The 20,506-nt window shown below is 42.1% G+C and carries 17 protein-coding genes and 1 other RNA gene; 7 read left to right on the forward strand and 11 right to left on the reverse strand.

Going from position 1 to position 20,506, the window contains the following annotated elements:
- Nucleotides 1-33: 33 nt before the first annotated feature.
- Together G3O08_RS07170 and G3O08_RS07175 are read right to left on the reverse strand one after the other, a co-directional pair.
- Nucleotides 34-1,113 (reverse strand): efflux RND transporter periplasmic adaptor subunit, encoded by a 1,080-nt coding sequence (locus G3O08_RS07170; RefSeq protein WP_163284341.1) that lies wholly within the window; start codon nucleotides 1,111-1,113, stop codon nucleotides 34-36.
- A 12-nt stretch (nucleotides 1,114-1,125) separates the two neighbouring features.
- On the reverse strand, nucleotides 1,126-2,436 hold the full coding sequence (locus tag G3O08_RS07175) for a TolC family protein (RefSeq protein WP_163284343.1): 1,311 nt from the start codon (nucleotides 2,434-2,436) through the stop codon (nucleotides 1,126-1,128).
- Between the two features lie 498 nt (nucleotides 2,437-2,934).
- Between G3O08_RS07175 and G3O08_RS07180 the strand changes: the two genes are divergently transcribed.
- The gene (locus G3O08_RS07180; protein WP_163284345.1) at nucleotides 2,935-3,990 is read left to right on the forward strand and encodes a DsbA family protein; all 1,056 of its coding nucleotides are present in this window, start codon (nucleotides 2,935-2,937) and stop codon (nucleotides 3,988-3,990) included.
- Between the two features lie 264 nt (nucleotides 3,991-4,254).
- Here the strand turns inward: G3O08_RS07180 and G3O08_RS07185 are convergent, their stop codons facing one another.
- From G3O08_RS07185 to G3O08_RS07195, 3 genes are all read right to left on the reverse strand, one after another.
- Nucleotides 4,255-5,244 (reverse strand): T9SS type A sorting domain-containing protein, encoded by a 990-nt coding sequence (locus G3O08_RS07185; RefSeq protein ID WP_163284347.1) that lies wholly within the window; start codon nucleotides 5,242-5,244, stop codon nucleotides 4,255-4,257.
- A 122-nt stretch (nucleotides 5,245-5,366) separates the two neighbouring features.
- The gene (locus tag G3O08_RS07190) at nucleotides 5,367-6,365 is read right to left on the reverse strand and encodes a PorP/SprF family type IX secretion system membrane protein (RefSeq protein WP_163284349.1); all 999 of its coding nucleotides are present in this window, start codon (nucleotides 6,363-6,365) and stop codon (nucleotides 5,367-5,369) included.
- Nucleotides 6,365-10,750: a T9SS type B sorting domain-containing protein gene (locus G3O08_RS07195; protein ID WP_163284351.1), complete on the reverse strand. Its 4,386-nt coding sequence runs from the start codon at nucleotides 10,748-10,750 to the stop codon at nucleotides 6,365-6,367. Before G3O08_RS07195 ends, G3O08_RS07190 begins: the two co-directional genes overlap by 1 nt.
- 321 nt (nucleotides 10,751-11,071) lie before the next feature.
- On the opposite strand from G3O08_RS07195, the gene G3O08_RS07200 reads away from it, so the two are divergent.
- Nucleotides 11,072-12,031: a hypothetical protein gene (locus tag G3O08_RS07200; RefSeq protein WP_163284353.1), complete on the forward strand. Its 960-nt coding sequence runs from the start codon at nucleotides 11,072-11,074 to the stop codon at nucleotides 12,029-12,031.
- 75 nt (nucleotides 12,032-12,106) lie between these two features.
- Here the strand turns inward: G3O08_RS07200 and G3O08_RS07205 are convergent, their stop codons facing one another.
- The 4 genes from G3O08_RS07205 to G3O08_RS07220 all read right to left on the reverse strand — a co-directional run bounded on the left by G3O08_RS07205 (nucleotide 12,107) and on the right by G3O08_RS07220 (nucleotide 14,824).
- On the reverse strand, nucleotides 12,107-12,787 hold the full coding sequence (locus G3O08_RS07205; protein ID WP_163284355.1) for an aspartate/glutamate racemase family protein: 681 nt from the start codon (nucleotides 12,785-12,787) through the stop codon (nucleotides 12,107-12,109).
- Between the two features lie 21 nt (nucleotides 12,788-12,808).
- The gene (locus G3O08_RS07210) at nucleotides 12,809-13,384 is read right to left on the reverse strand and encodes a TlpA family protein disulfide reductase (RefSeq protein ID WP_163284357.1); all 576 of its coding nucleotides are present in this window, start codon (nucleotides 13,382-13,384) and stop codon (nucleotides 12,809-12,811) included.
- 40 nt (nucleotides 13,385-13,424) lie between these two features.
- Complete coding sequence (locus G3O08_RS07215) at nucleotides 13,425-13,865, reverse strand: DsrE family protein (RefSeq protein WP_163284359.1); 441 nt, start codon at nucleotides 13,863-13,865, stop codon at nucleotides 13,425-13,427.
- 569 nt (nucleotides 13,866-14,434) lie between these two features.
- Entirely contained in the window at nucleotides 14,435-14,824 is a 390-nt protein-coding gene (locus G3O08_RS07220) for a DUF3224 domain-containing protein (RefSeq protein WP_163284361.1), read from the reverse strand.
- A 144-nt stretch (nucleotides 14,825-14,968) separates the two neighbouring features.
- On the opposite strand from G3O08_RS07220, the gene G3O08_RS07225 reads away from it, so the two are divergent.
- From G3O08_RS07225 to G3O08_RS07235, 3 genes are read left to right on the forward strand one after another with little or no spacing between them, the layout of a single operon-like run.
- Nucleotides 14,969-15,241 (forward strand): sensor histidine kinase, encoded by a 273-nt coding sequence (locus G3O08_RS07225; RefSeq protein ID WP_163284363.1) that lies wholly within the window; start codon nucleotides 14,969-14,971, stop codon nucleotides 15,239-15,241.
- On the forward strand, nucleotides 15,241-15,909 hold the full coding sequence (locus G3O08_RS07230; protein ID WP_163284365.1) for a response regulator: 669 nt from the start codon (nucleotides 15,241-15,243) through the stop codon (nucleotides 15,907-15,909). Before G3O08_RS07225 ends, G3O08_RS07230 begins: the two co-directional genes overlap by 1 nt.
- A 10-nt stretch (nucleotides 15,910-15,919) precedes the next feature.
- On the forward strand, nucleotides 15,920-16,702 hold the full coding sequence (locus tag G3O08_RS07235; protein ID WP_163284367.1) for a formate/nitrite transporter family protein: 783 nt from the start codon (nucleotides 15,920-15,922) through the stop codon (nucleotides 16,700-16,702).
- A gap of 12 nt (nucleotides 16,703-16,714) precedes the next feature.
- Here G3O08_RS07235 and G3O08_RS07240 read toward each other — a convergent pair whose 3' ends face one another.
- Nucleotides 16,715-17,674, reverse strand: a complete 960-nt coding sequence (locus G3O08_RS07240) for a glycosyltransferase family 2 protein (protein ID WP_163284369.1) — start codon at nucleotides 17,672-17,674, stop codon at nucleotides 16,715-16,717.
- 16 nt (nucleotides 17,675-17,690) lie between these two features.
- Nucleotides 17,691-18,239 (reverse strand): DUF4199 domain-containing protein, encoded by a 549-nt coding sequence (locus G3O08_RS07245; protein WP_163284371.1) that lies wholly within the window; start codon nucleotides 18,237-18,239, stop codon nucleotides 17,691-17,693.
- A 94-nt stretch (nucleotides 18,240-18,333) separates the two neighbouring features.
- Here G3O08_RS07245 and ffs point away from each other — a divergent pair.
- An RNA gene (ffs, locus tag G3O08_RS07250) (signal recognition particle sRNA small type) lies at nucleotides 18,334-18,432 on the forward strand.
- A 14-nt stretch (nucleotides 18,433-18,446) separates the two neighbouring features.
- A complete protein-coding gene (locus G3O08_RS07255) occupies nucleotides 18,447-19,265 on the forward strand; it encodes an SDR family oxidoreductase (RefSeq protein ID WP_163284373.1) in 819 nt (272 codons plus the stop codon).
- Nucleotides 19,266-20,506 lie beyond the last annotated feature (1,241 nt).

A 20,506-nucleotide genomic window follows, 5' to 3' on the forward strand; every position in this document is an offset into this window, starting at 1 on the left:
ACGCGCGTGTTGTCTATCTAAGTTTATTCAGAATTAAAAAGTAACTGGTACACCATTATACAAGCGTCCCTCTGCCGATATGATGAACGTTTCATCCGGTTTCAAACCCGAAAGCACTTCCACTTCATCACCGGTACTTCTACCTGTTCGCAGCCATCTCAAAATGGCCGCATTTTCGTTTCCTATTGTATAAACGCCGGTTAGCTGACCCTGATGTACAAGTGCTTCTTCGGGTATCCATACACTTCTATTTGCATCTCCAGCATTGCTTCCACTTCCATGAATTTGCACATTGGCGTACATTCCAGCATATATTGAGCTATCAGGTGCTTCCATATCTATCTTCACCACGTACTGTCCTCCAGTATTCTTCGCCGAAAGGCTCACTTCACTCACTACTCCTTCTACTGTTAACCCAATAGATTTTAGCGAAACATCAGCTTTCATTCCCTCGTGAACATTTTGTATGTCCGCCTCAGAAATCATAGCTGCTACTTCCATTTTACCGGGTGCTTCAAGACCAATTAATGGCATACCAGGATTGGCCATATCTCCTTCTTTTGCAAAAGTATTGGTCACCACACCGCTGAAAGGTGCGCGAATATTAGCGTAAGAAAATTGCGCATTCACTTCATTTTCCATTTCCCTTGCTGCATCCAATCCGGCTTTTGCCATCTCATAGCGGGTGGTCATATCATCCAGCTCTTTTTGTGAGGCACTTTTTTTGGCAAATAAGGCTTGAAAGCGTTCATAGTCTTTCTCCGCATTTTTATAAGCCGCTTTTGCTTGTAATACGCCAGCTTCTACCTGTCCTTTTTTAGCCAGAAGATCTGTATTGGAAATGCTAATCAATAAATCGCCTTTCTTTACTTTTTGACCCGTTTTTACAGGAATATCTTGAATATACCCCATCATTCGGGTACTTATATTGGCGCTTTTTATTGCTTCTATCTGACCACTGGCCGAAATGTAATGCGTTTTTTCACCTCCCGAAGCCTTTTGCACTTTTACAGCAACTGAAGGCAATTCTGTTGTATTTGTTTCTGCTTCTTGGGTGCAGCCTGCTATAAACAGAAAACTAAAACCCAGTATGCTTTTGTATAAATTCTTCATTTGGCTGAACGATTATTGCGTTAAAAATTCTAAGTATTTTTTGGTGTAATTAAATTCAAAAATTGATTGTAGGTATTCAAGTTCTTTTTTAAACATCTGTGTTTCGGACATCAACATATCCGTAGTTTTAACCAAACCTTCTTTAAAACGGTCGCTTCGTATGCGATAAGCTTCCTCGGACTGTTCGTAGGCCAAACGGCTATTAATTACCTTGTTAGATGCATCTTGAAGCTGGCGATTTGCCTGATTTAGCTCCATTTGACTCTGCATTTTATACTGTCTGGCTTCTGTTTGGGCTTTTTCATACTCAACTTTAGATTTTTGATATTTTCCAATTGATTTGTACCCATCAAAAACAGACCACGACAAGCTGGCGCCAACCAGGTAACCGCTTGCAGAAAAGCCTACTGGGTCGCCATCATAAATTTGATAACTACCAAAAGCATTGAGTTGGGGCAGGAAACCCATTTTTTCTGATTGAAGCATTTTGCCGTAAGCCTCAGTAGATTTCCCCATCGCCAGAATATCTTTCCGGAATTCAGGCACTTCTGATATGGTTTCCAAAGACCCCATTTCGGTATTCAAACCTTCTTCCGGCCGATATGTCTTACCCGCCATATCCTCATCTAAAAGAAAAGCCAGATAGTCTGAAGCGTTTTGCAAATTGCTCTCCGTGATTTGAAGCTGATTCTTCACTTCATTCACCCGAACTTCAACATCGAGCAAGTCCATTCTTTGTAAGAGACCTTGATCGAAATAGTCTTGCACAAACTTTAAATTGGCCTCGGCTGTAGTATTCGCTTCGCGAAGCACATCTACTGCTTTGTAGGCTATTTGCAATTGCATATAGGCCTTTTGCGATTCCAGATTGAGATATTCATTGGTGCGCTGGGACTTTAATTGGTAAGCATCCATTTTGCTTTTTGCAGCTTGTCTTTCAAATAGACCGTCAACATTAATAAGTGGTTGCTGCACCTCTATAAGCGTAGCGTAATTTTCAATTCTATCAGGATCGTTAAGCAAAGCCGGATTAAAATCGTTTTGAGTTAAAATTTCCTGGTTGAGCTTAGAACCAAAAGCCATCAGCGGATTCGTTGTCAAGATGGCCGTGTACGATGCACTGATATTGGGCAAAAACAAGGCATTCGACTGGCGGTAATCCGCTTGAGCAGATTCAAAATCTTGCTGCGCCATGCGAATCTGAAGATTTGACTCCTGCACCCTGGCCATCACACTCGAATTTGAAATCGAAATCGTGTCCTGCGAAAAGAGACTTAAACCTGTAAAGAGAAATATCCCTATCAATACTGTTCGAACCATCATATTATCACAATAAATTTTGATAAAAGGGTATCTCCACTTTTTGGTAGAACCCTTCCTGTTGTTTGAAGGTGCAAAAGTAGAGTGAAGGGATGGTTTGTTTCGTAACTCAGGTTACTTACGACCCAAGACGTCCTGTCAAATTCAAAAAATCTAATGGATAAATTGCTATATCTAATGGATAAATTGCTATAAACAACTCATAATGAACACTATATTTTTGATATTTTACAAATTGAAATAACTTGGTTCGTAATTGTAAACGAAAAGTCAATCGTCCAGTTCACTATTCGAGCTGAAGGAATTTTATATTAATAGTTCTACTCCTTTGAGACCTTTGCCTAGATCTAAGATGCTGATAAATCTTTGATTTCGTCAGTAATCTTTGCGTCCCATGCCTACGGCTTGATCTTCGATTTGCGGTTAGACTGCAAATTTCGTCTTCAAAATGCATAACCCAATATTGAAATATAGACTAAGTTTGCAACGCAATTCATTTACATGCGAAAACTTAAACATCTATTTTTCACCTTTTGCATAGTTACTCTTGCTGATACATGTGCAGCACAAGTGAGCGCAGCCATCTCAAGCGAAGCAAGCATTCCAACCCCAGATACAATGAAAGTTGATAAGAAAGTAAACCTTGCCTGCGATATTGAAACCGGAGAATGCGGGCCGGAAGAACAATCAGGAATTGAAGAAATTAATCTTCAAAAAGCAAACAAAGTGAAACTCATCTACTATACAGATCCAATTTGCTCGGCCTGCTGGGCTATTGAGCCAGAACTTAGAAAGTTTAAAATGTCTTATGGCGATTTTGTGGACATTGAATACCGAATGGGCGGCCTTCTGCCTGGATGGGATGGTTTTGCCGATAAGGCGAATGGAATAGGTAAACCCAGCGACGTAGCACACCATTGGGATGAAGTAGGCGAAATGAGCGGGATGAGTATAGACGGGGATGTGTGGATAAATAATCCACTTGATTCTTCTTTCCCATCTTCCATCGCCTTCAAGGCCATGCAGAAACAAGGCGGAGCGATTTCTCTGACGTACTTAAGACGAATACGAGAGATGGTGTTTTTGGAAAATGTGAACATCGCAAAAGAAGAAAACCTTATTCAAGCTGCCGCTGATGTTGGTGCCGATGTCGATGAATTCACAGAAGACTTAAACGATCCAATAACCAAGCTGGCCTTCGAACAAGAAATGCGAGAATGTCGTGAAATGGGTGTCCGCGGATTTCCAACTTTTATATTTATTGGCAATGATGGGAAGGGTTATAAAATATCAGGCACATCGGGCTATGAGAACTACGAGCTGGCTTTAGAAAAAGCTTATGGCAAAAAAGTTGAAGCCAAAACCATCACTTACAATGAGTTGCAATTGCTTGAAAAATATGATTTTTTAGCTTCCCAAGAAATTGCTGTTGCTTTGTCCCAAGATTTAAGTACAACGGAATCAAACTTGAAAAAGTTAGGTGAGAAAGGCTTGGTTAAAGAAGTTCCTCAAAAGTATGGTAGCTTTTGGCGGTTTGTTAAGGGGTGCAGTTATTAATAGACTTGCTATTTTAAATCTCAATGGTAATTTGGCTGACAAGTTATTTGTCAAGCTATAGCCTTACGATATTTACACGTTTGTCAGGTTATAGCCTGACTATTTTTCTAATGCAAGGCATAATTACCAATAAACAGCAAAAAGAATGATAAAACCGTAAAAAACTGTGACCAGTTAGAAAACTAAAACCTCCTTTGACAAGGCATTCACAGAACTAATATTTTAAACAACATAGATTTCTTTTTTACGGCAAGTCTCCCTTCATCAACGAGAAACAATAAATCTCCCACTATTCACAGGAACATCATTTTCTTTCAACACATACATATACATCCCACTACTCCAGCGTTGAAGATCGATAGAGAGTTCATCTCCTCTATAGGGAATTTCCTTTACGAGCTGACCGGCCACGTTGAATATGCTCAAAACAGCCTGGGAAGTTGTGTTTTCCGGCTTATAAAATTGGAGCGTCTCTCCCGCCGGCTGCGGATATACCTTAAGCGGTGGAAGATTGTGCTCAGACAATCCACCTATACACTCAAAATAGCCATAAGTCACATCATCAATTATCCAACCTGCATTTTGTGCAGAATTTGGGCCTGCAAGAAATGAAAATTTCACCCATATAGAATCTGGTGGAAAAGAGCGAAATCCTCCCTCGGTCATCACAGGCGTAACCCAGCAAATATTCATACAGGTGTGTTGGTACTCCTCTAGCACTCCGGTAAACCCGTAAAGAGAATCGTTTCCATCAAAATGCCAGTTATCAAAAAAATCTGATGAATAAAGAATCATACCATTCCCTTGTGTCAATGCCCATCCCCCTTCGTCGCTTGTGTAGTCAGACCAGAAATTTCCCTGATCGGCCGACACAGCAACATGCGCAAAGTCTACTCCCTCCTCCGCTTCAAGCTTGTGATAAAAACAAATTTTGCCGCTGTAATAAGGCTCATCGTATAGCGTATCTGTATTCGAAAATTTTAAAATAAATGAAGAACGTGTATCAGCTGCAAAAGGTTGAAGGGTATCGGTCATAATTGCATAAGGCTGGGAGTAGGCATCTCCAAAAAATTCTTTTTGAGGTAAGCCTATTTGCCAATCGCCTGTGGTAGAATCTGCGAGGAGCTGAACAACACTATCGGGATCATTAAAATCGACTATGTCATATTGCGAATTCTGTGCAAAAATATTCTGACTTATAGCCACTTGAAATAGTAAAAGTGCAAGAATGGGTAGAAATTTCGGTGATTTCATGTCAGTTGGTTTATGGTTAATTAGATACAGTATTTGGACGAAGAAGGATAAATATAGCTATTTCAACTATAAAATATCAATCTAAAACCCGCGATTCTTTATTTCCTATAAAACACTTTTTTCTAAAAACTAGCACAAGGAACAATCCTTCTCTTCGCCTTTTTCTGTTTCGAATAAAACTCCAAAATCAAGGAAATTTCGTGGGCTCCACCCGAATAGCCAAACAATCTATTGATGCTAATTTCATAGCTGTACCCAAAAGAAAACCGCTTGGGAGCTTCGTAGCCAAGAAGAAAAATAACTGACTCATTATTCGGAATATCCGGTTTGTATCGTTTCGTGGGAAGGCCGCGGTACCACATTCCAAAATTGACATTGCGGAAGGTGTAATACGTCCCGAGATCTAATTGATTCCACTCGCCTTGCTCCTTGTAATTAAAGGCGATACGCAGCTTTTTCTCTCCGTACGACTCTTCAAAACTTTTAATAGGCACCACTGTTCCACCATGCACAGAAAGCTTTCGCGGAATAACATCTATACCTCCCATAAGCGATTGATTGGGCTCATTGATGCGGTGAAGCGATACTCCCAGCCAGGCCTTGGTATTGTAGTAAAGAATTCCGGCAGAAAAATCGGCATAAGCTACTTGATTTAACATTCCCGGATTGGATGAACTGGCCGAGGTTTCATTGATAATCTGATCGGCAAAGAGTAGATTGCTATTGTCAAAAGCGCGCTGCCCATAGCTTCCTTTTATTCCAAGTGAAATATTCGACTTTCGTGAAATGCGTAGATGTTGAGCATAGTACACCGAAGCCATGGTATTGCTAAGATTATGCTCACCTGCAATATCTTTAAGAAACGAAACCCCTACTCCAGAATTCATATGCTTAACATAAAAATCGGTACTGGCGGCAAATGCGTTGTATTCATGCTTTAGGCCAGGCCATTGCTTTCGGTAATTTAAAACCACTCGCGTAGCCTGTTTTGTTCCCGAAAAAGCAGGATTCAAATAAAGCGGATTGCTATATGACTGGGAAAATTGAATATCCTGACCGTACAAACTACCAACACCAATAAAGGCGGCGAAAAACCAATACTTACGCAAGTTCAATCTCATTACCTGAAAAGGGTTACATCTCCCACTTTTGTGCGTTTTTTGCCATCGGTAAACCTAAATTCAACCTTATAGACATACACATCTTGCGGGCATGGCTCATCTCTGTACGTTCCATTCCAACCCATCTCAAACTCGGAACTTTCAAAAATCAATTCGCCCCATCTATTGAAAATACTCAACTGATAATCTGATACATAATCAGAAAAGGGGTAAAAAACAGTGTTTGAAGTTGCTTTTGGATCGTAATACGGATTGTCGCCCGGATTGCTCGGCGTAAAGGCATTTGGTATTTCTACCGAATGATCTATTTCAATAGTTATCCATTTGGTAATGCTATCTCGACAGCCAAATTCAGTTTCAACATAGAGCTGCACGGCGTAACGCCCCGTATCAGAAAAAGTATAGGCTGTCTGAATTTGGTTTTGGACTGTTGTATTATCTATAGTCCAGATTGAAAAAACAGATCCGGTACTGATATCGGTAAAGTTAATTTCTGGGTTTTCAATACTCGTTGACCATGGTGAAGCATTAAAGTTGGCAACAGGCAATGCAAATACCTCAACCGGAATGGCGTTTTCGCTTAGAGCGGAACAACCTTCAGGACTTGTTACGATAAGTGTTACTTCATAAATTCCGGGATCGGTGAGCACGACGCTTACAGGATTTCCAGATTGTGAATCCGAATTGGAAATCAACCATTCATGCGAATAACCTGACGTATTGTTGAATGGATCAATCAAATTAATTTCCAGTGGACTACATCCCGAAAGAAGATCATTGGGCAAAATTGCTATTGGACTTTCGTACAGTTCGACTTCCACATTTGCCGTGAGCGTGTTGTCGCAAATATCAGAAACTGTAAGTTCGAAGGTTGTTGTTTCCGAAGGCGAAACACTATGCGGCCCCATCCCTATTTCTACTCCACCCGTCCAACTGTAAGTGTAAGGCGGGTAGTTTCCCGAATAGAATCCCGAAAGTGATGCAAACTCACCCGGACAAATTGCCGTATCGCTTGAAATACTTAGAAGTCCGGGATCCATCGACATTACTGCGACGGTCAGTTCGATTTCTTCGCTCACACACCCATTTGCATCCTGAGCAAATACCGTGTAAAGCGTATCGACTTGCGGACTTACATTACTATTTCCCAAAACTGAAGCCGTATGATTCCAATGATATGTTTTATCGCCTGTACCTCCGGTTGCTGTTGCAAATAAAGTCGTTTCCGCTCCAAGGCAAATAAGCGTATCTCCCGTAAGGGAAATCTCAAGCGGCGCAGGTTCGCTTATCGCGAATGAGATATTTGTTTCACAGCCGTGCGCATCTGAAATATCCACATTGTATGTTGCCGGAATCAATCCTTCGCCAATCGCACCGTGCTCCTGACCATCTGACCAGGAGAAAGAATATCCCGGTGTTCCCTGGGTTACAGCAATTTCAGCATAGCCGTTATTTTCACCAAAGCAAGTTACACTTGCAATGGAGTCAATTGCCGCAACAGGCAGTGACCACACCACGACCGGAATTTCTTTTGAAACCGAATTTCCACAATCGTCTGTAACGGTAATTGTGTATGCGGTTGTAGAATCGGGTGAAACGATATTTGGACCGGGACCATCGGGCAAGCCATTGCTCCAAGTATAGATGTAAGGCGGATACTGACCTGAATAAGAAGCCAATAGAGTTGTTGATGATCCAATACACAAAGAATCACTAGCCGAGACTTCCAAAGAATCAGAATACATGGAAATTACAGTAACGCTGAGTGTGATTGTATCGGTTTCGCAACCATTTTCATCATTTGCAAATACGGAATAGTCTGTGTCTTCTGTCGGACTCACAGTACTGCTTGGTGCATTTGAAGTGGTGTGGTTCCAGTGATATTCAAAATCTCCTGTGCCTCCTGTTGCTTCTGCAATAAGATTAGATTCAGAGCCGAAACAGATTAATTCCTCTGCCGATGCTGTGAGAGAAACCACCGTTGGCTCCAGTATTTCAAACAAAGTTTCTGCTTTACAACCATTGATATCAGCTACCTCAACCGAATAAGTGCCGGGCTCAAGATTATCTGCTTGCGCGCCGTGTTCAATTTCGTCAGACCAAGTGTAAGAATAACCGGGATTACCTCCAGAAACTGAAATTTCAGTACGCCCGTCATTTTCATTAAAACAAGTCACATTTGCAATAGTATCAATGGCCACAATCGGTAGTGACCACACAATAACCGGAATTTCTTTTGAGACAGTATTTCCACAATCGTCTGTAACCATTACAGTATAAGATGTTGTCGCATTGGGCGAAACCGAGAATGGACCGGGACCATCTGGCAAGCCATTGCTCCAAGTATATGCATATGGTGGATATTGGCCTGAATAAGATGCTGATATTATAGTCGAAGATCCAAAACATAAAGAGTCTCCTTCAGAAACTTCTAACGAATCAGAATGCATGGTAATTACAGCAACATTTAGTGTGATTGTATCAGTTTTACAACCATTTTCATCATTTGCAAATACGGAATAGTCTGTGTCTTCTGTCGGACTTACAGTACTGCTTGGTGCATTTGAAGTGGTGTGGTTCCAGTGATATTCAAAATCTCCTGTGCCTCCTGTTGCTTCTGCAATAAGATTAGATTCAGAGCCGAAACAGATTAATTCCTCTGCCGATGCTGTGAGAGAAACCACCGTTGGCTCAATTATTTCGAACAGCGTATCTGCTTTACAGCCATTATCATCTGTTACCTCAACAGAATATGACCCCAACTCAAGGCTTTCTGCCAGTGAACCGTGATCAATTCCATCAGACCATTCATAAGTGTATGGTCCGCTTGTACCATTTATATCCAGTGAAACTGATCCGTCTTGCTCTCCGAAACAGCTAATGTGATTCAGCTCATTAAATTCAATCTGAAAATCAATATGAAAAGCGAGATTTATGGTAAAAAGCGTGTCGCATAAAGCGGGATCACCGGCTACCAGAATGCTATATTGGCCTACATTTCCAACTTCCGTTCCGTCGGGCAATTCATACGTATTCCCTTCACAAATTTGGGCATCAACCACAATTTGTATCGGTGATGCTACCACGAGATTAATGTTGTAAAGGCTGTCGCATCCATTCACAGTTTGATATGCGAAATTATATGTTCCGGTAGTAGAAACTTCAGTACCATCAGGCAAGGTATACGCATCACTTTGACAAATTTGTGGGTTCAGCTCGAACTCATAACTTGGATGTACCTCCAGGCTCACAGTTATCAGGCTGTCGCATCCATTTCCGGTTTGGAGTAGAATTGGATAATCTCCTGCCGTAGTTACCACTTGATTGTTTGGAAGCGTATAACTCTCTCCATCGCAAATCGCATCTGTAATTAGAATCTGGTAAACAACATCTTCCACATCAATGCATTGATTAAAAGTATTGCCTAAAGCGTCAGTTATCAATACACAATATTGCCCGGCGCAGAGTTGATCGGCAATTTGAGTGTTTTGAGACTGTGGGTCATTCCACAAATAAGTGTAGGGTGGAGTTCCTCCCACAGGATTGGCGGTGGCGGTTCCATTACAGTTAATAGATTCAGCATCTACGCAAGTGGTATTGCAAATTGCATAAGTTGGAGCGCCGGGGCCGCTCCAGGTCCCCCCATCGGGAATTCGGCGAATACTTTGGCCACTAAAATCGGAAGCGGACGTATTGAGGATATAATTTTTCCGGTCGTTTGGGAATTCATTGTAGTTGGGAAGTGTTCCGCTAAAACCGCATCCCGTTAAAGTCGGCACACATGGGTAGTTGCCTGCATTAGATTGAGTTGCCCACGAAACGGCATCTTGCGGAACACCATCGGCATCGTAAAAAGCAAACCACCCACCCGCATTGGGAAACCACAATCGCGAACCGCCACCTACGCATACGCCAACTCCGGTTACCTCAAGCTCCACAACATTTCCGCCATTTTCAACTAAAAGTTGAGAAGGAACGGCAGCAGCGTTTACCCCGCGAATAAGCGCAAAACCGGCAGGTGGAACAACAGTTCCAGGCGGTATTACATATCCACCCGGATATGGGCTATTGTCGTTGGCATTATTGCCCAGGTAATAGCATGAAATATCAATTGGTTCACAAATATTCGGATTGTAAAGCTCTATCCACTCCCCTCTTTGTGTTGCTGAACCGCCCCACAAAGAGCCATCGAAAGTGGTTGGCGACATCATTAATTCGTTGATGAGAATGCTTGGACCGCTATAAGTGCAGGGAGATCCATTGCAATTTGTATTGTCTGTAGTTGTTAGATCAGCATCGAGCTGACCATAGATCATGGATGGAAAGCAGGTTGTTAGGAATATAACGAGCGCACTGGGAAAATAAATGGTAGAAAGTTTCTTCATATTTCAGCATTTAATCCAGGGGCTTGTTGTACGTTCTATCAGCCTCTAAGTTTCGAAAAATACGCGAAAAGTATTACGTCTTTCATGCAGTTTCCTCTACCTCAAAGACTTGTTTGGACAAAAAAACTATCGATTATTTTGGCCTATTCATCAATTTGAAGCGTGGAAATTGAAAGGGTAGAATTAATGAAATACTTCCATGTGCTAAATCCTTTACAAACAATCTTGAAGCAATTTTATGCCAGCCGTTGAAACATACCAATAAGTGAAAAAACAATTATTAGTTTTATCTTGCTGTCATTCACCCAAAAAGCTTGCGAAATGATTTTCTTTTCCGATCCATTTCCCGCAAAATGCAGCGACAGAAGCACATTACCAAAAAAGCATCCACACAGCGGTGAGCCGCAAGACTGGTTTGCCGACAAGGTGTTGCAACGCCACGGTATGTATGGACTTTCATTCGACTTTTTTGTAGACTGGAGTCTATCAAAGCCAAGCTTAACGCCAGTTATCTGGATTAAAAAAATCTTGTCAAAAAATCATGATTATGCGCAAGTGCAGCGCCATCTCAACACCATTATGACAATTGAACTGGGCGAATCTTATCTGCACCGTTTAGAAGCCCTTAAGCACGTAAATAATCTCAAGATTCAGTTCATCATATTCCGAGATGATCTTGACTGGAGTTCTTTTAAAGCTTCGTTGCTGGTAGCGACATTCAATGGATTGGAGAGTAACGGTTTTGATTTTAGCGGAGAACTCATAAAAATTCAAGATTTTAAATCAAGAATCAAAGCGTTTTCCGGTGGGCCCATTCGAATAGGCTCGAAGGGTCTTACTTATGGAACATCAAATCTGGAATGCTATCTATCAAATACTTCCAGCCTCTACCCAGGCGATGTTGATTTAATCATTTTTGATCAGGCGCACAGACCTATTGCGATTTTAGAATACAAAAAACATACGCTAAAAAGCCCGATTACAAATCAGAAATTGTCGAATTACTATCCACGTCCAGACGGTAGAAAGTACAATCGACTGGCAATTTTGAGAACCTATCTAGAAAATACTAAAGCCAGAATTCCACTTTTTGTGATCTATTTCCCTACCATGCCTAAGTCCACTGAAGGTCGGATTGAGATTTTGAAAGGAGAAACCGGAAATTTAGAAACAGATAGCGCAACCAATTTTTGCCTTCCGGCAAATGAATCTTTAGCCAAGTATGACAATGTAATTGAAAAGCTGCTAGAGGCCATTGCCAAACACAACACAATAAACTAATTGAAAATTAAAACGGCTTTGCAAAAGGAACACGCTACTTCGGTTTCACGGCCTTTAAAGCATTGAAAATTCGCACTAACTTGTGATAAAATCGATCGCCATTTGCACATGAAGATCGGTTGTGGCCAAAGCTGGAATTACTGTGTCAACTTCTTTCATCAAAATGGGTAATTCGGTACAACCCATAATTACCCCATCAGCACCCGCTTCTTTCAGTTTTTGGATTTGCACTTTGTAAAAACTGCGTGCTTCGTCAGAAAACACACCCCGGGTAAGCTCTTCGGAAACAAAATAATGAGATTGATCGGTAGCTTCACTATGTGGTTTGATAGTTTCTATATTAAATTTCGAGTTTAGTCTAGCTGAAATAAAGCTGCCTGTAATTGTTGGTTTATTTCCCAACAGACCCAGTTTCTTAAGTCCGAGACGCTTTGCTTCGCGCCCTGTGGCATCTGCAATATGTAAAATTTCAATTCCAATTTGGGGCTGAACGTACTCGTACGCCATGTGAGGAGTATTTGCGCAAATTACGATGGCCTCTGCTCCGGCGGCTTCCAGCTTTTTGGCTACTTCCAAATATTTAGCGTTGATCGCATCCTTGTCTTGTGCCCGCATAATTTCGATATTGATGCTGTACAAAATTAGCTCCGGATTGGCTTGCGATCCAATAATTTTGCTCACACCTTCGTTTATAGCGCGGTAGTATTCTACCGTCGAATGCCATGAAGTACCTCCTATTAAACCCAATTTTTTCATCTATTCAATTTTAGCATTTCATTAAAACAATCCCCTCATAAAAACTTTAAACTCTTCGCTGTCGTATTTTGCCATTCCCTTTTGAGACAAGTGCATTCTGCCTTCTTTGTCAAAAACATAAGTCGTGGGCAGAGATTCAGTATCAAGCTCTTCCGGAAGGCTTGCTGCCAGTCGGTATATCGGAAAGTCGTACCCATTGTCTTTTTTAAATTTCACAGCTTTCGCGAAATCGGCATCAGTGGAAAGCATAATAAAAGATGCTTTTTCTCCGCCTATTTCGGTGTACAATTTTTGAATTCCCGGCATCTCGGCCCTACACGGCGGGCACCAGGTAGCCCAAATATTTAAAAAAACAGGTTTCCCTCTAAATTCGGATAGCGAAACCCTATTGCCATTTTCATCATAAAAATGAGCATCTGTATCTGCCAATTCCGAAATTGGCTCGTTACCAGAAATATCGGGCTTTATAATTCCCGTTGACAGCACCGCCTGCTGCAGCTTAGCAATCAATGGTCTATGCCAGCCTGTAAAATAGAAAACCGCTATAACAGCTATCGTGGCAACCCATTTTAAAATTTCCTTTTTATTCTTCTTCATAACCGATGGAGTCATTAAATTTTCAAAACACAAGATTCGATCAAAATCCGGCTTTAATATACGACCAGCCCGCCTCTTGTTTCAGAACAACTTCTCCAATTCCCATTGGCACAAAACCTGCGACTTCCAGAATTTCTAATTTGTCTATTTCTTTTGATTTAAGCGTATTCTCACAGGCTTTAAACTCCACCCCTTTTTTCACCAATGCCTCAATTTCAGATTTAAATCCTGACTTTTCTTTCATCAAGTAATGAATTCCTGCCGAGTGCACCACAACTTGTATTTGAGCATTTGGCCAGCTCTCGGTTAGGTTTTTAAGTTGGTTAGTCAATGCCTTTTGGCTTTTCACATCATTGTCAGTAAGTTGAAATACAATTTTGTGGTTTTCTCCTGTATCCTGCGCTTCCATGCTGGTCGAGAATAGCGAAATGATGATAGTGACTACTGCGAGAAGAGAGAGCTTAGCGGTGTACGATTTCATAAATTTTGCAGTATAAGTGATTTTCCAGCAAAGATACGGGATGTGAAGCCGACTGAAGGTAACCGGAGTTACTTTGGGGGGTGGAATTGGTTAAAGGCTGTTTAAAAATGATTAGGTTGAGGGTTTTCAGTTTTGAAATATCAAAGCTTCTCAATACGTAAAATCAAGCTTCTCACCAACGATAATTTGTGCGGTGGAAGCTCCCCTTCAGGGTCGGGGGCGCGCGAGAGCATTGAAATGTAGTCAGTTAAATTGATTCCTTTTAACTCCATAGTCGGCATTTCGAATAAAAGAAAAATATCATTTTCAATCGCAAAAAAGATGTGTACAGAGATTAATGGGGTGAGGAGAACCAGATCCACTTATAGCAGAGAATAACATCGAAATGATGTCTTTTGCTTTACTTTTTACTGACTTATTTTACGTTACACGTCTCTATACACCGCGCTAAGAGTTAGGCCGGTAAGGCGCGGCACTCGACGTGACGGAACTCTGCGGAATTTCACCTTGAGACATCATCATCACAACCTAATCAAAAAGGATTCAGATACCATAGGAAAACGCCACTCCTACATCTCAAAATCAAGCTCATAAAAATGCTTTCCATCCTTAACTTCAATGGTCATTGATCCAGAAATGTTTTTTAATTCTCCGCTGCCCGAATCCGGCACGACCTCCAGAATAAGTCGGTCTTTTCCGCGGTTCATTATGCCAAAATGTTGCAGAACAAAATTACCGGCCATTCCATTCAGGCTTCCACTCACCTGCTCAATAGCCACATAACCCGCCGAGCCTTTTACAGAAGTCATCGCCGAAATCATTTCACCCTTGCTTTCCGCATTTAGCGCACCGTTGAACTTTTTGTTTAAAGAATATCTGCCCAATTGAATTTCATTTTCTCCCTGAACCGAAAAATTTTCGGGTTGCATTTTTACTTCAAATGTTCCTGCTGCTTTCATTTGGCCAAAGTATTAATTCTTGAGAAGAATTTTAAATATGAACTATCATTTATCTACAAATTTCTACGTTTCCAAACTAGAAATTCAAAGTTGTGTAATGGTGATGCCGTTAATACCGGCGCGCGTCTCGACCCCAAAATCGAAGTGAATTTATACCGAATAGCTCAGGAGCTGATAAACAATATTATAAAACATTCTGAAGCCACCGCGGTTAAAGTTGAACTTGTAGCCACAAAAAGAAGTGTAGAAATGAGCGTTGAAGACAATGGCAAGGGCCTTTCGGCAAATGCCGGCGACGGCCATGGGTTGCTGAATATGAAAACGCGTATAAACCATATTAAAGGAAGCATTGAATTTCTACATTCACCGAAAGGTGGCACCCGAGTGGAAATGCGTGTGCCGGTAAGCCAAAATTGATGGAAGATAATTTGATAAAAGTAATCGTGGCCGATGATCATACCCTGGTGCGCGATGGAATTGCCGAAATGGTGACCGCTATTGGAAAATACGAAGTACTGGCCAAAGTGAGTAATGGTAAGGAGGCTTTTGAATATGCAGAGCTCTTAAACCCTGACATCGTATTAATGGATGTTGATATGCCGGTAATGAATGGTTTGGAAGCTACACAGCGTATTAAATCACAACTAAAAGGCGTAAAAGTGGTTGTACTTACTATGCACGGCGACCCGGCTTTGATAAAACGTATGATGGAAATTGGAGCTGAAGGTTTTCTGCTTAAAAACTCAGATCGTGAAGAGTTTATCGATGCACTAGATCGTGTGTCACATGGCAAAACATACTTTAGCAGCGATGCCGCACAAGCCGTTATCTCTGGGAAGCATGTAACTCCGGGCAATTTTACGGTGGGTACCGATTCTATTCTGGCCTCTACCCTTTCTGAACGCGAAATTGAAATATTGAGACTGGTGGCAGAAGGTTTTTCGAACAAGGAGATTGGTGAAAAGCTATTTATTTCGCACCGCACTGTAGATACCCATCGCACTAATTTGATGAAGAAACTTGAAATTCACAATACGGCAGGTCTGGTACGATTTGCTTTAAACAATGGGCTAACCCAATCATAATAACCACCGAATGAGCAAATCTGAAGACAAACCAAAAGACTCGAAACAAGTACTCCGCGAGCAGCTTAACGAAAGTATGCAGGAGTACCGAAGAAGCAATTTAAATATTTTTTTAAGCGCAGTAACGGCAGGGCTTGAAATTGGTTTTTCGATTTTGCTCATGGGCATTCTATACACCGTTTTTCGCAATTATCTACCCGATGATCTCTTGCATCTGGTTACCGCATTTGGCTACCCGCTTGGATTTATATTCGTCATTATCGGCGGAAGCCAGCTCTTTACCGAGCAAACATCGCTTGCCGTTATGCCCGTTTTGAGCGGAAGGGTAGGCTTCAAAGATTTGTTTCGATTGTGGTTGGTTGTCTTTACAGGAAATATTATTGGCGGAGGGCTCTTTGCCATGCTGATAACATGGATAGGCCCCGCGATGAATATCATTGAAGTCGAGGCTTTTACCCATTTCGCAAAATTACTAACCGATCCGGAATGGTATGTAGTATTGGGAAGCGCTACGCTGGCCGGCTGGCTGATGGGTTTGCTCAGTTGGTTGCTTTTTACCTCTCAGGAAAGCCTTACCCGAATTGCTGTGGTGGCGCTAATTACGCTGATAATTGGTTTTGGGAAGCTGCACCACTGCATTGTAGGATCGGTAGAAATTCTCTGTGCCATGTTGTCTCAACACGACTTTAATGCGGCAGTTTATGGCCAAACAATGCTCTTTTCGGTGATTGGGAATATTATTGGCGGTGCATTTTTTGTGGCAGTATTGAAATACTCTACGATAAAATCTTGATATACAAAGGGCTTAATTTTGGTTAAACCCAATTTTATCTTCAATGACATACCGGTTTCTATCGGGGGAGATACTGCCAACCAGCTCGGCAAGAAAGCCCCCAATAAACAATTGCGTTCCAATAATCATTGCGGTAAGCGCAACATAAAATATGGACATTTGGGCAATATTTTTGGCCGGAATATGGTGTATAACAGCCCAGATTTTATAGCCGCCAATCCATGCAAAAACTGCCATTCCGATTAAAAACATAATGGCTCCGTACAAGCCAAATAAGTGCATAGGCCGCTTGCTGTATCGCGATACAAAACTAACAGTAAGTAGATCGAGCGGGCCCCTGATAAACCGCGATACGCCGTATTTTGTAGTACCAAATTTACGCGCGCGGTGCTCTACCACTTTTTCGCCTATATTGTCGTACCCCAAGCGCTTTGCCAGCACAGGAATATAGCGGTGCATATCGCCATAGAGCTCAATATTCTTAACCACTTTTGTTCTATACGCTTTCAGTCCGCAATTAAAATCGTGAAGCTGAATTCCCGACATTTTCCGGGTAGCCCAGTTGTAAAGCTTTGTGGGAATCGTTTTTGAAATCGGATCATATCGCTTTTTCTTCCATCCCGATACGAGGTCAAATCCATCTTCGCGTATCATGCGCACCAGCTCCGGAATTTCGTCGGGCGAATCTTGCAAATCGGCATCCATGGTAATCACCACATCGCCTTGCGCCACTTCAAAAGCAGCCTGAAGACCGGCGGCCTTTCCGTAATTTCGGGTAAAGCGAATGGCTTTTACGAATGGATATTCCAGCCGGAGGTTTTCTATCACCGCCCAGCTTTCATCGCGGCTGCCATCATCTACCAAAATCACTTCAGTGGCGAGATTATTAGCCTCAACTACCCTATGTATCCAGGCAATGAGCTCGGGAAGCGACTCGGCTTCGTTATATAATGGAATGGCGATTGATATCAAGCCCGCAAATTTGCAATTAATTATCGATAATATCTTCAGAGGTAGAAACTATCACCGGATTTCGCTTCATAATGGCCGCAAGAATAAGTGAAAACACAGCGTAAACGATCAGGTATATTCCCAAATTCTTCAACATTCCCGGAAGGGTAAACCCCTCTCGTGTTTTTGTCTCTATTTCTGTAAGTGTCTCTACCATTTGCTCTTCAGGCACATTTCCCTGCATAAAACTCATAGTGGTCTCTATTTGCTGATTTATCATTTTATCGAGATAAGTCGTGTCTATAAAATTTACATAGATGAACGAAAATGCCAGATAAACAATTCCACCTATCGCTAGGCCAACAAACGAAGTGAGAAATGCATCTTTATAAGATATAATTCCATTATTTGCCTTGCGCTGTTTGCGAACAAAAATAATGGGCAGCGCAATCATAAAGGCGAGTGCAAGAATGCCTATGGCAAAAGAGAGGATCATACCGCCGCCTAGAATAGCCATTAGTAAAAACAGGACAATAGAGAGCACTGCGGTGGTTAAACCGAGGTTTAAAGCGTAAGATTTATTCATGGTTAATGTGTTTAGGTTTATGCAAATATAAAAAGTGCATTGATTTTATGCATTTTTTTATTGCGCAAGAATGAATGATTCGTACTTTTGCGGCGGGCAAGTCTCATACGACCAGCTCCTGCAGAACTCCCCCAGGACAGGAATGTAGCAAGGGTATGTGGTTGAGCGGTGCGATGTGAGTAGCTTGCCCACTTTTTTTTCTCAACTATGGAGAGAAAGATAATTCTCGTAACCGGCGGCTCATCTGGAATAGGATTAGCAATATGCCGGTATCTTCAGCAAAAAGGTTGCACAGTATATGGAACCAGCCGCAAAGCGCGCAATGGCGAGTTGATGCATGGCATACCCATGCTCCAATTATTCACAGAAGATTCTAAAAGTATTTTTGACGCAGTACACTGGCTTATTGAGAAGGAAGGCCGCATAGACGTGCTTGTAAACAATGCCGGAACTGGCATAGCCGGAGCCATTGAAGATACTTCTACAGAAGAAATGGTATCGTTGTTTAAATCAAACGTATTTGGGCAACTGGAATGTTGCCGCGCTGTAATTCCCTTTATGCGAAAGCAAAACAAAGGACAAATTATCAATATATCCAGTATAGCGGGCGAGTTTGGCCTTCCCTTTCGGGGGGTGTACTCAGCGAGCAAAAGTGCCATTGACCGGTTTTCGGAAACGCTGCGCATGGAGCTCAAGCAATGGAATATTGCGGTGAGTATTGTGCAGCCGGGCGACTATAAAACCAATATCAACAACAACAGAATCATTGCTAAACGAAGTCTGGATAAAGATTCGCCATATTACGAAGGGTTTACGAAACTCTACAAGGCAATTTCTGAAGATATATCAAACGGCCACGATCCGATAGGTGTGGCAAGGGTGGTTTGGAAAATCGTCGATTCAAAATATCCCCTTATGCGCTACCCGGCAGCTACATTCTGGCAGCGGGTTTCCCTTTCGGTAAATAGGGTTCTCCCCTTCCATCTTTTTCAGAAAATTCTTTTGAAGCGATTTCCGGTAGAGTGATTCTAAAAGGCGCAAAGACCAAATGGTATTTGTGGTGTTATTGTGTTTGAATGGTCTCGCAACTAAGCGAAGCGTTTTCACGACTGAAAGGAGCCCGTAGGGTGCGCGCAGCGAATAAAGGCGCTAAGGCGCAAAGGTTTTTTGGTTTGTTTTTATGTGTAAATGGTCTCGCAACTAAGCGAAGCGTTTTCACGACTGAAAGGAGCCCGTAGGGTGAGCGCAGCGAATAAAGGCGCTAAGGCGCAAAGGTTTTTGGGTTGTTTTTATGTGGGGATAGTCTCGCAACTAAGCGAAGCGTTTTCACGACTGAAAGGAGCCCGTAGGGTGAGCGCAGCGAATAAAGGCGCTAAGACGCAAAGGTTTTTTGGGTTGTTTTTATGTGTAAATGGTCTCGCAACTAAGCGAAGCGTTTTCACGACTGAAAGAAGCCCGTAGGGTGAGCGCAGCGAATAAAGGCGCTAAGACGCAAAGGTTTTTTGGGGTGTTTTTATGTGTAAATGGTCTCGCAACTAAGCGAAGCGTTTTCACGACTGAAAGGTGCCCGTAGGGTGAGCGCAGCGAATAAAGGCGCTAAGACGCAAAGGTTTTTTGTGGTGTTTTTATGTGTAAATGGTCTCGCAACTAAGCGAAGCGTTTTCACGACTGAAAGGAGCCCGTAGGGTGAGCGCAGCGAATAAAGGCGCTAAGACGCAAAGGTTTTTTGGGTTGTTTTTATGAAGTGATGCGCGGATAGTTTCGCAGAGTGGCTAAGACCCAAAGATCGTGTAGACACGCTGAAATCGGAGTTGAAGACCTGCTCTGAAATTACGGAAATTGTAGGTTTTTATTCTACTTTAGACTCTGTCATGCCTTCTGTTTTATCCATGATCCACTTCCTTGCCCCTTTGCGCCTTTGCGCCTTTGCGCCTTTGCGTGAAAAAAAAGAGCGAAACACATCAAACAACCCACTAAACCCTAACCCACTCTAATGACTTCCGTTTCATCCAAGGTACATTTCCTTGCGCCTTTGCGCCTTTGCGTGAAAAAAAAGAGCGAAACACATCAAACAACCCACTAAACCCTAACCCACTCTAATGACTTCCGTTTCATCCAAGGTACATTTCCTTGCGCCTTTGCGCCTTTGCGTGAAAAAAAAGAGCGAAACACATCAAACAACCCACTAAACCCTAACCCACTCTAATGACTTCCGTTTCATCCAAGGTACATTTCCTTGCGCCTTTGCGCCTTTGCGTGAAAAAAAA

It is taken from the genome of Cryomorpha ignava (assembly GCF_010686655.1).
GTDB lineage: Bacteria > Bacteroidota > Bacteroidia > Flavobacteriales_D > Cryomorphaceae > Cryomorpha > Cryomorpha ignava.